The 16,325-nt window shown below is 39.9% G+C and carries 16 protein-coding genes; 11 read left to right on the top strand and 5 right to left on the bottom strand.

Translation table 11 applies throughout. The annotated features are described in order from the left end of the window. The first annotated feature begins 254 nt into the window (after positions 1–254). Complete coding sequence (locus ACTQ9S_RS02890; RefSeq protein ID WP_350657018.1) at positions 255–830, top strand: DUF2062 domain-containing protein; 576 nt, start codon at positions 255–257, stop codon at positions 828–830. A gap of 42 nt (positions 831–872) precedes the next feature. Here ACTQ9S_RS02890 and ACTQ9S_RS02895 read toward each other — a convergent pair whose 3' ends face one another. The 3 genes from ACTQ9S_RS02895 to ACTQ9S_RS02905 form a co-directional block, all read right to left on the bottom strand. Further along, a complete protein-coding gene (locus ACTQ9S_RS02895) occupies positions 873–1,181 on the bottom strand; it encodes a hypothetical protein (protein ID WP_350657017.1) in 309 nt (102 codons plus the stop codon). Between the two features lie 104 nt (positions 1,182–1,285). Further along, positions 1,286–1,966, bottom strand: a complete 681-nt coding sequence (gene lolD, locus ACTQ9S_RS02900) for a lipoprotein-releasing ABC transporter ATP-binding protein LolD (protein WP_068036567.1) — start codon at positions 1,964–1,966, stop codon at positions 1,286–1,288. 98 nt (positions 1,967–2,064) lie between these two features. Continuing rightward, entirely contained in the window at positions 2,065–3,300 is a 1,236-nt protein-coding gene (locus ACTQ9S_RS02905) for a lipoprotein-releasing ABC transporter permease subunit (protein ID WP_068036568.1), read from the bottom strand. Between the two features lie 510 nt (positions 3,301–3,810). Between ACTQ9S_RS02905 and ACTQ9S_RS02910 the strand changes: the two genes are divergently transcribed. After that, positions 3,811–4,776, top strand: coding sequence for a hypothetical protein (locus ACTQ9S_RS02910; RefSeq protein ID WP_350657016.1), 966 nt, complete (start codon positions 3,811–3,813; stop codon positions 4,774–4,776). A gap of 166 nt (positions 4,777–4,942) precedes the next feature. Here the strand turns inward: ACTQ9S_RS02910 and ACTQ9S_RS02915 are convergent, their stop codons facing one another. Then, entirely contained in the window at positions 4,943–5,332 is a 390-nt protein-coding gene (locus tag ACTQ9S_RS02915; protein WP_068036570.1) for an SCP2 sterol-binding domain-containing protein, read from the bottom strand. A gap of 1,024 nt (positions 5,333–6,356) precedes the next feature. Between ACTQ9S_RS02915 and ccoN the strand changes: the two genes are divergently transcribed. The 6 genes from ccoN (at position 6,357) to ACTQ9S_RS02945 (ending at position 12,428) form a co-directional block, all read left to right on the top strand. Continuing rightward, positions 6,357–7,838 carry a cytochrome-c oxidase, cbb3-type subunit I gene (ccoN, locus tag ACTQ9S_RS02920; RefSeq protein WP_068036571.1) on the top strand — a complete coding sequence of 494 codons (1,482 nt, stop codon included), beginning with the start codon at positions 6,357–6,359 and terminating at the stop codon, positions 7,836–7,838. A 9-nt stretch (positions 7,839–7,847) separates the two neighbouring features. Next, positions 7,848–8,486: a cytochrome-c oxidase, cbb3-type subunit II gene (gene ccoO / locus ACTQ9S_RS02925; protein ID WP_068036572.1), complete on the top strand. Its 639-nt coding sequence runs from the start codon at positions 7,848–7,850 to the stop codon at positions 8,484–8,486. Then, positions 8,486–8,668, top strand: coding sequence for a CcoQ/FixQ family Cbb3-type cytochrome c oxidase assembly chaperone (locus ACTQ9S_RS02930; protein ID WP_068036573.1), 183 nt, complete (start codon positions 8,486–8,488; stop codon positions 8,666–8,668). The genes ccoO and ACTQ9S_RS02930 overlap by 1 nt, the downstream gene beginning before the upstream one ends. Next, positions 8,665–9,813: a cytochrome-c oxidase, cbb3-type subunit III gene (ccoP, locus tag ACTQ9S_RS02935; RefSeq protein WP_068036575.1), complete on the top strand. Its 1,149-nt coding sequence runs from the start codon at positions 8,665–8,667 to the stop codon at positions 9,811–9,813. The genes ACTQ9S_RS02930 and ccoP overlap by 4 nt, the downstream gene beginning before the upstream one ends. A gap of 450 nt (positions 9,814–10,263) precedes the next feature. After that, positions 10,264–11,673, top strand: coding sequence for a cytochrome c oxidase accessory protein CcoG (ccoG, locus tag ACTQ9S_RS02940; RefSeq protein WP_068036578.1), 1,410 nt, complete (start codon positions 10,264–10,266; stop codon positions 11,671–11,673). 167 nt (positions 11,674–11,840) lie between these two features. Next, positions 11,841–12,428, top strand: coding sequence for a FixH family protein (locus ACTQ9S_RS02945; RefSeq protein WP_068036580.1), 588 nt, complete (start codon positions 11,841–11,843; stop codon positions 12,426–12,428). Between the two features lie 121 nt (positions 12,429–12,549). Here ACTQ9S_RS02945 and ttcA read toward each other — a convergent pair whose 3' ends face one another. Continuing rightward, positions 12,550–13,764: a tRNA 2-thiocytidine(32) synthetase TtcA gene (ttcA, locus tag ACTQ9S_RS02950; protein WP_440453642.1), complete on the bottom strand. Its 1,215-nt coding sequence runs from the start codon at positions 13,762–13,764 to the stop codon at positions 12,550–12,552. Between the two features lie 304 nt (positions 13,765–14,068). Between ttcA and queC the strand changes: the two genes are divergently transcribed. From queC to ACTQ9S_RS02965, 3 genes are all read left to right on the top strand, one after another. After that, positions 14,069–14,860: a 7-cyano-7-deazaguanine synthase QueC gene (gene queC / locus ACTQ9S_RS02955; RefSeq protein ID WP_440453643.1), complete on the top strand. Its 792-nt coding sequence runs from the start codon at positions 14,069–14,071 to the stop codon at positions 14,858–14,860. 340 nt (positions 14,861–15,200) lie between these two features. Then, positions 15,201–15,530, top strand: coding sequence for a hypothetical protein (locus ACTQ9S_RS02960; RefSeq protein WP_068036589.1), 330 nt, complete (start codon positions 15,201–15,203; stop codon positions 15,528–15,530). A 245-nt stretch (positions 15,531–15,775) separates the two neighbouring features. Further along, a complete protein-coding gene (locus ACTQ9S_RS02965; RefSeq protein ID WP_068328442.1) occupies positions 15,776–16,273 on the top strand; it encodes a peroxiredoxin in 498 nt (165 codons plus the stop codon). Positions 16,274–16,325: the final 52 nt, after the last annotated feature.

A 16,325-nucleotide genomic window follows, 5' to 3' on the forward strand; every position in this document is an offset into this window, starting at 1 on the left:
CTTAAAAAGATAGTGATGAACTGTTCTGAATGGCTTATTATTTATTGCACTGTCTATTATCTAACATAAGACGACTAAATACCGATGATAGCATTATTAACTATATTACCCTATACTAATTAAACATGTCGCGGTTGCCATTACTTATAGCTACCCTTCCTATTATTTTACTGACGATATTTTATTAATATTGCTACATACCAGCCTCTTACACTCTGCTGAGTGGACTGTAGATAATGATCAAAGGCAAACCTGTGCCCCAAAAACGTCTCAAAAGCCTACTACCCACGCCCGAAAAAATCTTAGAAAGTCGCACCTTAAAGCTATTTGCGCCGCATCTGGCTGATCCGCGTTTATGGCAATTCAACCGCCATAGTTTGAATAAGGCAGTTTATATTGGCGTGCTCAGCGCATTTTTTCCGTTGCCAGGACAGATGCTGTTGGCTTTAATCGGCGCGCTTATTTTTCGCGCTAACGTACCTATGGCACTTGGCTTAACATGGATCACGAACCCCCTTACCACCCTTCCAGTTTTCTACGCTGGTTATTATGTTGGTGCTAAGATTATGGGCGAGCCAATGATTAGTTTGAGGGTAATTGGTAGGATGATTACTGACTTTAGCTTGTGGGTATTGTCAAGTGGTGCTAATCCTTTCGTTACTTATCGCGGTACTGTATCATTGGCTGCATTCTGTTTGGGATTAACGTTGCTAGCAGTGGTTACTAGTATTGTTTGTGGTTTAGCCTTCAAAGCAATTTGGCGCTATAAAACCGTTACTAGCTGGCAAAAGCGACAAAAAGAGACTTTGGATAAACCACCAAAACCCTAATAAAACTTAGTCATTCCTAACTGTTTTTATTATACGAAAACCTTATTCATCTTCTTGGTTTTTGTTTATAGATTCAATAACTTGATCCGTAAAACTATTATCCATGACTAAAATATCGATCACTTCCTTATCTTTAAGTAAAGTATAACGCTTGCCGGTAGCACTATCTTGAGCTTTTATGTCGTAATCAGCACCAGCAAGCGTTATGGCATCAAAAGCTGGTGTTAGTAACTCTATTTGTGCCTGCCTATCAAGCGTATCAAATAAAGTTGGATCAATATATGTCTTTAATGGGTCATCGCCTTCTTCAGCACTACCAAAAGCAGCCACTGGGTCATCATTTTCATTCATAATATTCGTCCTCATGAATTTTGCTCAGACTGTCAATTATATGAGCAGTTGTCGTTATCAAATTGCTATCGTACTTATCTGTTATCTGTTATCCGTTTAGTGGCTTAATACTCAGCCCAGTGACCATTGCGTAGCAATAATTGGCGATCGGCAAGTGCTGCTAGATTACGGTCATGAGTCACCATAAGCAATGCCGTTTGCATCGTACTCTGCAACTCTGACAACAAGCCAAATACGCTTTGGGCATTATCGTAATCCAAGTTACCGGTCGGCTCATCCGCCAATATTAGCGAGGGCTTAGTAACCAATGCGCGAGCAATTGCCACTCGCTGACGTTCGCCACCTGATAGCTCACCTGGTCTATGGTCTAATCGATGTCCTAAACCTACATTCTCTAACAGCTCAACCGCCTGCTTACGCGCTTCGGTCGTTGATACTTTTGGGCGCATCAATAGCGGCATTGCGACGTTTTCTACTGCAGTGAATTCCGCCAATAAATGATGAAACTGATAGATAAAACCCAAATGCTTATTACGCATCGCACCGCGCTCAGTTTCATTCATATGATTTAAGCACTTACCATGCAGCCATACTTCACCCTCAGTTGGTGTGTCTAGACCACCCAACAAATGCAACAAAGTACTCTTACCTGAACCACTGGTACCAACGATAGCGATACGCTCGCCAGCATTAACGGACAAATCCAAGCCCGTCAGTACTTGTGTGCGCACGGCGCCTTCGTCATATATCTTATTGATGTTGCTTGCCTCTAAAATGGCCGCCATACTACTTCCTTTATTCATATTTATTGTCAATTTAAAACTGACACATGAAATTTATAATTATATTTTCCCACGCTGTTATCGTAAAGTATTAAAGCACTCTATTCATAACGCAATGTTTGTGCAGGCTGAATTTTAGCAGCTCGACGTGCAGGATATATGGTTGCCAAAAAGCTTAGGACAAATGAGGCGCCTGTAATCAGTACCACATCAACCAAACGTAGCTGCGACGGTAAGTAATTGATAAAATATGCGTCAAACAGATTTAGACCGAAACTTTGGTTAATCCAACCTAAAATATCACTAATACTTAATGCAAATATAACCCCGAGCACAGTACCAGCTACCGTACCAATAACACCAATCACAACACCCTGTACCATAAATACTTGCGTAATCAAACGTGGGGACGCACCAAAGGTTTTCAAAATCGCTATATCTGCTTTTTTATCAGTCACTAGCATGACTAAACTTGAGACAATATTGAACGCTGCAACAAGAATAATTAAGAATAGTAGCAAGCCTACCATCGCTTTTTCCATTTGAATAGCACCAAATAGATTGCCATGGGTTTGGGTCCAATCGTTGGGGTACAGTTGTTCTGGCGCGATGGCAGCCGCTTTCTGCGCTGCCATCGGTGCATTGAACAAATCATCAAGCTTCATGCGAATACCTTGTGCACCTTCTGGTAGGCGCAGCAGTTTCGCCGCATCGTTCATTGGAATGAATGCCATCAAGCTATCTACTTCTGGACTGATACTAAATATACCGGTTAAAGTAAAACGCTTAAAGCGTGGTATCACGCCAGCTGGAGATGGCGATGCCTCTGGTAGCACCAAAGTAACTTTATCACCGATACTCAAACCTAAAGACTGCACCATCTCTTCGCCCAGTACAATACTAAAGTCGCCACCTTTTAGAGTATCAATGCTGCCTTCCGTCATATGCTCATTAATGATCGAAACATTTTTTTCGTACTCAGGATCGACACCTGTGACCATAATCCCTGCAACCTGACCGTTTGACGTCAGCATACCTTGCAGTTGAATGAATGGTGCTACTGCTGCAACCTCTGGATCTTCTTTGATGCGATCAGCAAGCTGCTTCCAGTCACTGATAACTTCGGGCGAAGTCACAGTCGCTTGCGGAACCATTCCCAAGATACGAGTTTTCAACTCGCGATCAAAGCCATTCATAACTGATAGTACGGTAATCAATACCGCCACCCCAAGGGTTAGACCAATCATTGAGATGAGCGATATAAAAGAGATAAAGCGATTACTGCGCTCTGCTCGGGTGTACCGTAAACCGATAAATAACGCTAAAGGACGAAACATATTAAAACTCTTTATCTTATCTGGGTGAGCAACTTTCATATAAGCACATCAATGCAAACTAGCAAACCTGATGTGCTTGGCAAACAACTGAGCCAACAAGGGCGATGGTTGTATTAATATTAAGTAAACACATAACGTAGTTTCAGACACGCCAACTATGGGTGTCAAAAAAGTGGATAGTTTGACACAATTTTTCCAATATGTGCCAATCATTAGCAAAAACTGCGGGTCTTTTTTAACAAAACATAGTGCTTTGTTATTATTTTTTTATGGGGGGCTTGCTATTAGTTGCGTCTATACCTATATATTGTATGCTAAGGACAATTGTCATTAACCCCTCATTGTTGTTTGTTGACCCATCGCTAATGTTGCTGCGCAAACATAGCACAATAATAAGCATGTATATAATATATTGCTTAGGTATTGGCTTACTGCGTCAGTAACAAATAAAGACTAACTAGCGATATTTGGTGTCCAAACTTCATGCCTGACTTAAGTTTGAGTATTTTCATGACCATTAATTATCAATATAAAAACGTACAATCTCCTACCAAAATTACCTTAACAGACGAGCAAACTGCTGGTCATGCTGATCATTGGCGTATTTTAACTGATGATATGAGTCGTGATGTGCCGGAATGGCTACAGCAGATGATCGAGCAAGCGGCTATGCCAAAGGGACTAAATAATAACGTTAGTGCTCAAGATACTTGCTTGCTACTCTCAGAAGATCAACCTTGTCATATCAATCAAGTATTAGCGATGAAAGACGGCAAGCCTGAGTGCTTTATCAACGCCTATCCTTGCGTCAATGGCCCTTACGGTTTGACTTGTACGATTGAACGTACGATCGTCAATGAGAGTACACACGATGCGGTTCTACGTTTACGTAGCGTTGATGGCAGTATCATTTATGCTTTCGATCAGCTCTATACTGCCAATCGTAATTTGTACCAACAAAACACGCCCTATTTTGTGAATTTTAGTGCATGGGCGCATGAAATTACGATCAGCGAGCAGAATGAAGTTATTATGGTCGAGGATCAAGAAGCCATTCGCTATCATCGTGCCTTTAATGACATAGTGGCTGCTAATGATGGACAAGTACCAGATGATATTCAAGAACAAATTAAAGACTGGCAACCAGAAACCAAAGAACAAATGGCACCTGTAGAAATCAACTTGGGTCATATGTGTGCGTATTTATTTGGTGACACGCTAGGACAAGAAGACGAAGCATGGTGTCAAGGACAGGTAATTGGCAAACAAGACACTATATTCAATGATAAGCCTATCATTTTGTTTGATGTGGTTATACTACGTGAGCAAGATGCAGACCCGTTTGTCGTACGTGTCGGTGCGCTGAGCACGGTGACTACCAAAGCTATCCAAGTAAACGATTACATACAAGCAAATATCTGGCTACAAGCAGCAATTTATAAAGAAAATCAGACATCTGAAAATTCAAAAGTATAGATACAGAATCAGATACAAGCCAGTTAAACATCTTAAAAAAATTAATTTAGCTAGGGCATAATATTATTATCTACTAAGTATAAATATGAATTTTTAACAATCTGTGGTTCCAATAAAAAGCCCCTAATATTTAATTAGGGGCTTTTTTGTGCATGGCTAAACAACTCTAAGCCATCGTAGTCATTGATTTAATACGTTTAAATAGCTCTTTTTGTTCCGTACTCACACGTGCAGTTTGTAAGGCCATCAACTGTGACATATCACCTTCAACACGAATCTTACCGCCCATAAAAGCACCCATAATCTCATTCATATCAAAATCTGTGATAATAGACTGCAGAGTATCACGATCGAGCAATAGCGTAGTAGTAGCACTATCGTTTAAGCCTTTATGAAGCAGACCATCTGAAAAACTGGCTTCGATATCTTGCTCAGCATCAGAAACTTTTAGATTAATAATCATGTTTGCCAATGCTGGCGGTAAGTTTAGCTCACCAGCTTCATTGCCTAATTGTGATACTTGCTCAAACCATGCATCCGTCAAAAAAACTGCCATATTATTATCCTTTATAAACTTACGGTTGATGTTACTGCGTCTCATTATGGCGCGGTTTTAGGATAAGTAAAACCCAAAGATGCCACTATTTGTCAAACTGTAACAAATTATCATATTTTTATATCTACCTGACATAGTCATAAATCAATATATATTGATATCTCTCGCTAAATATGAGCTTATATTGATCTAATGAGGCAAACCCTTACATTTTGTATTGATATATACAGGGTTTTTGTTATGATGAGCGCCGATAGTTATAGATAAATAGATAGCCTACGAAGATTGTCAATGTGACAATCAAATTGGGTTAACTTAATGAAAAATACTGATAACCTTCAATTATTTTTGTCTTAACATATCCACTCTATAGGAGTATCATAAGTTAAATCATATGGTTAGTGACACATAAGCTGACAATGTTGATAAAGCCGTTTAGTGATACTGAGCACTATAAGAGGATAATGACAATAGGATGACTATTCATTAACGTTATATCAAAATCTTATTTATTTTTACCACGAACATAGAGGTTTACAGTCATTTTGCTAGAATATTAGTGAAGGTTGTCAGCCAAATTGTTTACCAAAGAGTTTGTATTTTGGCGCATAGTTCTGATGATATTTTATTAAGATTGCGTTACAATACCTTAAACAGAGTCGGGAGTTTTAACTAAACATTACGTAAACATGTTTTTTGTCAGCTGCCGCTAGCATACGTCTATGATTCATACTCTATATAATAGATGTTTGATGCTCAAGTACGGCTTGTTTCCTTATTAACCTTAACGATGTATTAATCGCCTCAATCTCGCCGAATAGTGATAATAGCGCTTCTTAGTGCTCATTTATCGTCATTATTAGTCAATCCCCTGCGAGAAATTTCACGTGGTAGTTAATAAACCTTTACGTTGATAAGTGAGTCAGACAACAGCATGTGCCACGATCGTTATATTTTTATAGCATAAGTATCGTGGAGAGTTAGTTAATTCTGTTGATAATTCGGGCTGTAAAGGAATCATCCAATGAGTTTACAAAACACAGCAGTCGCCCCAGTTGACCGTGAATATGAAATCACTATCATAAGATTTTTTACGATCATGGCCGTAGCATGGGGCATCGTCGGCATGAGTCTTGGTGTGTTCATTGCTTCACAGTTGGCATGGCCAGCACTTAACTTTGACATTCCATGGCTGACCTTTAGTCGTCTAAGACCGCTACATACTAATGCGGTCATTTTTGCGTTCGGTGGTTGTGCCCTATTCGCAACGTCCTACTATATTGTCCAGCGGACTTGTAAAACAAGGTTATTTGCGCCTTATCTAGCTTGGTTTACTTTTTGGGGTTGGCAAGCGGTTATCGTATCAGCCGTCATTACTCTACCTCTAGGTTTAACCTCTACTAAAGAATATGCTGAACTTGAGTGGCCTATCGATATCTTGATTGCTTTGGTCTGGATATCTTATGCCATTGTTTTCTTCGGTACACTGATCAAACGTAAAACCTCACATATTTATGTGGCTAACTGGTTCTTTGCTGCTTTTATTATTACGATTGCTTTACTTCATATCGTAAATAGTATGGCTATTCCTGTTAGCGCGTTTAAATCTTACTCACTATTCGGCGGTGCAACTGACGCCATGGTACAGTGGTGGTATGGACATAATGCGGTAGGTTTTTACTTAACAGCAGCCTTCCTTGGAATGATGTATTACTTCGTTCCAGTACAGATTGGCCGTCCTATTTATTCTTATCGGTTGTCTATCGTTCACTTTTGGGCGCTAATTGCGTCTTACATGTGGGCTGGTGGTCACCATTTGCATTATTCAGCGCTTCCAGATTGGACGCAGTCACTTGCAATGGTATTCTCAATCATCCTATTCGCTCCATCTTGGGGTGGTATGATTAACGGTGTATTAACGCTATCAGGTAGCTGGGATAAACTGCGTACCGATCCAATCATTCGCTTTATGATTGTTGCATTGTCGTTCTATGCGATGTCAACTTTCGAAGGTCCAATGATGTCGATCAAGACGGTCAACGCGTTATCGCATAACACTGACTGGACGATAGGTCACGTACACTCAGGTGCGCTTGGTTGGGTAGGTATGATTACGATTGGTTCATTATATGTATTGTTACCACGTATTTATAACAAGCCAAAAATGTACTCTATCAGCTTAATTACTACGCATTTCTGGCTAGCAACTGCTGGTACTATATTTTATATCGTATCAATGTGGATTTCAGGTATTGGCCAAGGCATGATGTGGCTTGCTACGAACCCAGATGGTACTTTAGTATATAGCTTTGTTGATACCGTTGAGTTCTCGCATTATCCGTATATTGGCCGTGCTTTTGGTGGGTTCTTATATGTATCGGGTATGTTTGTTATGGCATATAACTGTTATAAAACGCTCAAAATGCCAGAGGGTAAGCCTGTAGATATCGCAGACCCTACTGATCATCAACCCAGTGTCGATGACTCAAAGACAGCTAACGTATAAGGAGCTATCATGGCTGGTACACCGCATGAAATTATTGAAAAAAATACAGGCTTGTTGGTCATCTTTATCGTTATCGCAATTAGCTTTGCAACGCTAGTTGAAATCGTACCATTGATATATGATAACAAGAATCCTGAAGACGGCGGGGTGAATACGCCCCTTCCCGCCATGGAGCCTTGGACTGCACTTGAATTTGAAGGCCGTGATATTTATATTCGTGAAGGTTGTCACGTATGTCACACTCAAATGGTTCGTCCATTGCGTGCTGAAGTTGAGCGTTATGGACCATATTCACGTGCTGCTGAGTCTACGTGGGATCATCCTTTCTTATGGGGATCAAAACGTACAGGTCCTGACTTAGCACGTGTTGGTGGACGCTACTCTGAAGATTGGCAAAAGCAGCATTTAATCGCTCCACGTTCACTGGTGCCTGAATCTGTTATGCCAGGCTTCCCTTGGTTGGCAACTAACGAAGTCAACGGTGAAAACGTTCAAGCTAAGATGCGTCTATTCCGTGATCGTTTTGGCGTGCCTTACACTGAAGAAGATATTGAAGGTGCTCCTGATGCGGTTATTGGCGCCACTGAGCTTGATGCTCTGGTTGCCTATCTCCAGCAACTGGGTACCGCTATGGAAGGACAGCGCTAATGGGTATTGGTGAATTACAAACAATTGCGACCGTCTCTGCCTTTATTGCCTTTTTGGGCGTTGCATGGTGGGCGTATTCGCCAAAAAACAAAAAACGCTTCGAAGAAGATGCACAACTTGCGCTTGATGACGAGGTCAAAGAGACTTTGTCTGAAGAGCAGCGCAATAAGGATGAACGATGACATTTTTTTGGAGTTCTTGGATTACCATACTAAGTATTGGTTGTTGGCTTTTTATTCTTGGGGTCTTATTATTTGTATTAAAATATAAACCAGATCTCGAGGAAGACGGTACTACAGGTCACACTTACGACGGTATTCAAGAATACGATAAACCACTTCCTAAATGGTGGTTAGTAATATTTTTTGGCTCAATCGTTTGGGGTGTTGCATATTGGGTGTTTTTCCCAGCTCTTTTCCCATCAAAGTGGGACGGTATTGCAACAGTAGAAGTCGATGGCGAAACTCTGCCTTGGACATCAAAAAACGAGCTATATAGTGAGCTTGAGAGTAACAATAAAGTATTTACAGATAACTTTGAGAAAAACATTCTAGCAAAAGCTAATGCCAGCGGTGCTACATCGACTCTAGCGACACTTGCTGACATGCAAGCGACCATGCGTCGTAGTGAGAATCCGCCAGCAGATTTGCAAACTCAGATTGATCAAAAAGTTGCAGAACTTGCACCTTATGTAGAGAAACTATCTGAGAACCCAAATGCGCTGAAAGTCGGTAGTCGCCTGTTTTTACAGAACTGTGCAGTGTGTCATGGCTCTAACGCTAAAGGTGCAACAGGTTATCCAAATCTAACTGATAATGATTGGTTATATGGTGGTGCACCTGAGAATATCCTGACTACGCTTCATAACGGCCGCGTCGGTGGTATGGCAGCATGGCGTGATCAACTTGGTGAAGACGGTATACGTGCTGTCTCTGAGTATGTTTTATCAATATCTGGTAATCAAGAAGATTATGACCTTGATCAGACAATGGTTGCACAGGGTAAATTGATATTTAATGAGCCTACTAACTGTGTACTCTGTCATGGTCCAGATGCTAAAGGTATGATTTCTACTGGCGCACCTAACTTGACTGATAATATTTGGTTATATGGTGGTGAGCGTGAAACCATTCGTGAGACTTTACGTTATGGACGTGCTGGTGTAATGCCAGAGTGGCAAACTAAGCTTGGTAATGAGCGTATTATGCTTCTTGCTGCTTACGTTTATTCACTATCAGATAAAAAAGTTCAACCTAAAGCGTTACCTGTTATGGCTACTGCCACTGCTCCTAATGCAGCCGAAACTGCAGAAGTTTCTACTAACTAAGCTTTTTTAGTTAACAGTTATATTATGGCGCAAATAGATGGATGTTATTTAAAAAAAGGAGGACTGTCATTACAGTCCTCCTTTTTTAGTTAAGCGTTTATTTACAGCCCTTAACCCTATAGTCAGACTATGATAAATCCCATTATTTTTACGCTAATAATAATTGTTTTTTAAGGGTATCACCCCATTTAAAGTAAGGGGAATGCTAAAATAGTAATGATTGTAAATAGGCCGTGAATTATTCATTTAGACAATATTTATTCAATTCCAACCAATTGTATATAATCGCTCATTTTTTAGCTGGTTAAACCTATTTTAATATCCATATTTATAAAGCTATCCTGTTACTTACTGACATTGATAACATCGTAAGCATTTACATCTTATTTTTATCACAGGTGTATGTTACTCATGCCAGCAGACTGATTCTTTTTTAAAAGAGGCAAGTTTATGTCAGCACAACAACCTAATAAAATCCCAGTACAACAAATAGATCTTGATGCGACAAAGTATCGTATCCACCCTCGGTTTGTCACAGGTTTTTATCAAAACATTCGTGTCATTAGCATGTATGCATTTTTAGCATTGTTTTTGATTCTACCTTGGTTGCGTTATAACGGTAGGCAGGCAATTTGGTTTGATGTGCCATCGCAGCATTACTATATCTTTGGCATGACTTTTTTGACGCAAGATTTTTATTTTATTGCCGCATTTGCCCTAATTGCCGCTTTTACTTTGTTTATGGTAACTGTTTACGCTGGCCGAGTATGGTGTGGCTATGCTTGCCCACAAACGATTTGGACGCATCTTTATCAATATGTCGAAAAAGTAGTCATTGGCGATCGCAACAAACGTATCAAGTTCGATAAATCCCCAATGAGTGCTACCAAAGCTTTTAAACGTTTTCTGATATATTTTATTTGGTTTGTGTTTTCGATGATAACTGCCACCACTTTTGTCAGTTATGTGGCAGGAACTGACTATTTGTATAGTAGTTGGCAGATGATAGGTTTTATTCCATTTCCTGATTGGTCAACGTGGGTTTGGGTCTCAGTATTTATATTTGCTTTTTCAACTTATGTTAATGCGGGCTACATGCGTGAGCAAATGTGTGTCCAAATTTGTCCTTATGGTCGTTTCCAAAGTGTCATGTTTGATAAGGATACACTCATTGTTTCTTACGATTATGAGCGCGGTGAGCCTCGTGGCGCGCGTAAAAAGGGCACTAATCCTGACGATTTAGGCGATTGTATCGAATGCCAAATGTGTGTGCAGGTATGCCCTACTGGTATTGATATTCGAGACGGCTTACAAGTCGCCTGTATTCAATGTGCGGCTTGTGTCGATGCTTGTAATGAAGTCATGGATAAGGTTGGCTATCCACGGGGGCTCATCAGATATACGACGGAGAGGCAGCTTGCTGAAAAAGAGCCTAGCCGTGTCCTACGTCCGCGTTTATTTGCTTATTTAACGTTACTGGCTGTGTTATGTGGTGGTCTTATCTATGCTTTGACTGATCGTGTGCCACTAGAAATTGATATTCGCCGTGACCGTAACCAGCTGTCTTCTATGACTACTCAAGGTATGATTGAAAATAGCTATATTGTGAAGCTAACCAATAAAACGCAAGAGCCCCATGCTTATACGATCGCGCTTGCGCCGCAAGATGGTCTGAGTTTAGAGCTGCGTTTTAACGATGTACCATTAGAAGCTGGCGAGAGCTTTGATATGCCAGTCAGTATTTATGGTGACCCTGATATCGTTGAATCGGGTCAAACGCCTATTACGTTAAATGTGGTTAGCGAAGATGGTCAGTACAAGGTAAGTAAGCAAAATATTTTTACTACGCAAGGTCAGTAAACATCTGAAATATAACGTATAATCTATGGTTAAGTGTTGTTATATCAGACACTTAACCGATAGAACAGCGCATTAATCAAACTATATTGATTGTGCTTATGGATTATCCTTAAGCAGACTTCATTTAACGGTCATGTTTATCAGTTCATACATTTAATAGGTATTCTATGTCTACACCAACTCCTACGCCAAACTTTAAGCATCAAGATAGCCAGCCTTGGTATAAGAACTATATGGTGGTCATCTTTGTGATCGGTATGCCAGCTTTTGTGGTTATCGCCTGTATTTGGTTTGTTTACTACTCTTACCAGATTCGTGACAGTGTAGTACGTGATGACTGGTATATGGATGGTAAGACCCTTTATCATGATGTGTCACGCGATAAGCTTACATACGATTTAAACCTGCATGGCAAAATGCAGTTTACATCAGACGGCGATATTACTTTTTATCTTGACTATCCACAGCAGAGTCTGCAAACAGGCAAGTTGCTGAACGGTGAACCACTCACCTATCCTGATAAGTTAGAGTTATCTATCTCGCATGCAACAGATGTCAAAAAGGATCGTGACGTGGTGTTACAGCATCAAGATGGCAATAGATACAGTGCCAAAGTAGATATCGACCCAGTAAAAGCTAAGTACTATCTACAAGTCAGCAATGATGGTAAAGATGACTGGCGTATGCAGGATGTCGCAAAGTTGCCACGTCCAGAAGTTAGCTTTGATCCATTGCCTGTCTTTGCTAAAAGTTAAAGCGAGTCTTGAAAAATTAGTTTTAAAATACAAAAAACCAGCTATTAATCAGCTGGTTTTTTTGTGAGTGTTATTTGGCTTGTGTCGCCTACTAACCAATTTTACTTAGTGAAATAGACAGCTAAATAACGGGATTAATTGTGGGAATTTTTAGTGTAGTACCGCTACTTTCTGTCGTTTTATCCGTGCTTATCGTTTTATTAGTGCTTACTGATTGCTGATTATCATTATAATTATGAGTACTAGCGAATTTTGGATTAAAAGTCTGAGTTTTTGGCGCTATAGGAAGACCAATCTCAGCGAGACTAGCAGTCTGCCCTGCTTGGATATTATCACCTTCAAATAAGCGTTCGTTATCATCGCGCTCTAAACTTAACTGTTCAAAATCAAATAGCTCACGATCTGCTAATTGTGAAGGCGCAACATTTTGCATGGCTTTGAAGATAGAAGCCAAACGCTGCGGATGAGCATCATCCCATTCGCGCAGCATGTCATTGATAATTGCGCGTTGTAGATTGGTTTGGCTACCGCATAAGTTACAGGGAATAATTGGAAATTCCTTTAAGCGTGCATATTCGATAATGTCTTTTTCTTCAACATACGCTAATGGACGAATAAGTATGTTTTGTTTATCGTCGCTGAGTAATTTGGGCGGCATCGATTTTAGCGCACCACCATGAAATAGATTCAAAAAGAAAGTCGCCAACATATCATCGCGATGATGTCCAAGGGCGATTTTGGTCGCGCCAATTTGTTTGGCAAAACCGTATAACGAACCACGACGCAGACGCGAACACGCCGAGCAATAGGTTTTTCCTTCTGGCACTACGCTTTTGACGATACTATAAGTATCTTTTTCTAAAATATAGTGTGCAATTCCTTGCTCATTTAAATAAGCGGGCAAGATATCTTCTGGATAACCAGGCTGCTTTTGATCAAGATTAACTGCGACGATATCAAAGCTAATCGGTGCAATACGCTTCAATAACAGCAAAATATCTAGCAGTGTATAGCTATCTTTACCGCCTGAGACGCAAACCATTACCACGTCGCCATCTTCGATCATATTAAAATCGCGAATCGCCCACGATACTTGTCTACGCAGTTTCTTTTGTAATTTGAGAAACGATGCAGACTCTTTATATACATGCTCTGTAGATGCTTGTTCGTCATCTGACTGTCCAGAAGCAAGCTCAATAGCGACATTCATATCAGCTTCATCATCTTCCATACTATAGAAATCAGTCTCTGAAGTGTGGCTATCCAAATCAACTTCAGGAGACATATTGTCAACCTGAGACGTATTTTTGGGCGTAAACAAGGTCGCTGCGGTCATAAATTACTCAATATCTCTACAAGGATTATTTTATAAGAAAGCAGTTTGCAATAAAACGGACTATGAATAGGTATTACTACTGATACTTCCAAAACAGGAGCGATTATAACAAAAATTGCTAACAGATTGAAAAGCTGAGATTAAATTATAAGGTTTAAATGCTACATCTATTTGCCAACGCTACAAATACAGTCTTAAAAATCTTATGCGATGTTCTGACATCTTATCGTCTTTATGGTTGTGTAATAGTAGCGGTATTTTTGTTAAAATAGCCTTTTTTCGCAAATCAATAATAGACATCCTTATGACTAACGTTAATCCGCAAACCAACCTTCCTAATCACGCATCCGAGGCTACCTTGAATGATCTTCATAAAAGCCAAAATGCTGTTGTGCTATTGTCAGGTGGTCTCGACTCGGTAACTTGTCTGTATTGGGCCAAAGCACGTTATGCCTCTGTCACTGCCGTAAGCTTTAATTATGGTCAGCGCCATAATAGTGAACTTGTCGCGGCAAAAGCGATCGCTAAAACTGCAGAGGTTAATCACCGAATCATTGATATCGATATCGCCCAGCTTGGGGGTTCATCGTTAACTGACCACAGCATGATCGTTCCTGATGGCGATGCGGATAAATTCCCTAACAAAAAACATGATGAGATTGATAACGACGCAATTCCAAATACTTACGTGCCTGCGCGCAATACTATATTCTTATCTTATGCGCTAGCCGTCGCTGAAGTGGCTGATGCCAATCACATCGTCATTGGGGTCAGCTCAGTAGACTATTCTGGATATCCTGACTGCCGTCCTGAATATATCGCCGCCTTTGAACACATGGCAAACCTTGCAACCAAAGCGGGTGTCACTGGTCATCATTTGAGTATTCAAACACCACTACAGCAGCTGTCTAAAGCACAAACGATTGAGCTTGGACTATCGCTTGGTGTCGATTATGGACAGACAATTTCTTGCTATCAAGCAGACGTAAACGGCCTTGCTTGCGGTGTCTGTGACAGCTGTGCATTACGCCGTCAAGGCTTTATCCAAGCTGGGGTCGCTGATCCTACGCACTATCAAGCACAGTACCAAAGCTAAAACTAAATCATACTTTGTGTCTAAATTTTATCTGATAAGTGCAGCGTAATTTACGAAGTTTACAAACATAAGCGTAACATTTGATTGCATCAACACAGCAAGCGCGTGGTGTTTTTTGACAACTATAATTGTTATGGTATGAGTCCTTATGTTTTTACGACCTATGTTTTTATTAAATAACATCTACACAAGTGGCGCAAAGAAATTTTTAGTTAATACTAGGGCATGTCCTCAATTCAATTGATAGTCATCTAAATGGTGATACGCCCTAGCATTACCCATTTAGCGTCTGTTCGTTTTTTATTCTATTGACGCTGTATCTATTTATAAGAGAATATTTATGAAGCTATTACAAATACTACCCCTAGCATTAATTGGTCTGATCGCTATGCCGCAAGCAAATGCTATCGATATTAAGCAAAACAACGTTAATCAATGTGTCACTGGTGCAGTCAAATATAAAGTTGCTGATAAAAATACTGCTACTAAGCTCTGTGATTGCACTATTGGTGTACGTAGTGAGATGACTATTGGTCAGATGTGGGAAATTGAAAGCTATGCGCAAGACAAAAAGGATCCTTCAGGCCTACCTTACGTGAAAAAAATGCAAAAAGATCTACAACAGTGCACGAAAGGACTAGACTTAAAGCAACCACAAAAACCTGCTTAAACTATCAGTTAAAAACGTATAATAAAAAAGACTGGCAAGTGTCAGTCTTTTTTGCTAATAAATGAGTAGAATATTAAATTCATCATTTATTTCTGTTAATCTAATTATAATAAGCTAACCAATAATCAAAATTGACCCTATTTTCAAAGATTAAAATAATACTGAAAATAAGTATAAACCCTACATATATTAGGCTAAATGATTTTAATCATATTTTTTGAGTTTGACATAATAAGGAATTTAACATGGCTAAGCCAACAACAGAAAGCATTGTTCTACCAGATTTTCCAGTAACTATAGTACGTAATCTCGATAATAACTTTATCCACGATGATATTAGTTTAAAAGAGTTGGTTCAGCATACCGATAAAGGGCTCATTCTTTATTTTTATCCCAAGGACAGTACGCCTGGTTGTACCACTCAAGCCACAGAGTTTACTGAGCATCTTAATGCCTTTGATACGCTTGGCTATGACATCATTGGTGTATCGCGAGACAGCGTTGAGTCTCATGAAAAATTTATCACCAAATATGATTTACAGATTCCATTGATTAGCGATAGCGATGAAAAGCTATGTCAGTACTTCGATGTCATTAAAGAAAAAAACATGTATGGTAAGACGACTATCGGCCTTGTGCGCTCAGCATTTGTGTTTAATAAGGACGGCGAGCTCACCCATGCACAGCGCAATTTACGTGCAAAAGGATATACTGAGCGTTTGCTCGACACATTAACCTCTTAATAAGTAAGTTTAAGGTCGAAAGAATAGATAAGAATATAAAAAGCCTTACCAA

Origin of the sequence: Psychrobacter sp. ASPA161_9 (assembly GCF_051970275.1) — a bacterium.
GTDB lineage: Bacteria > Pseudomonadota > Gammaproteobacteria > Pseudomonadales > Moraxellaceae > Psychrobacter.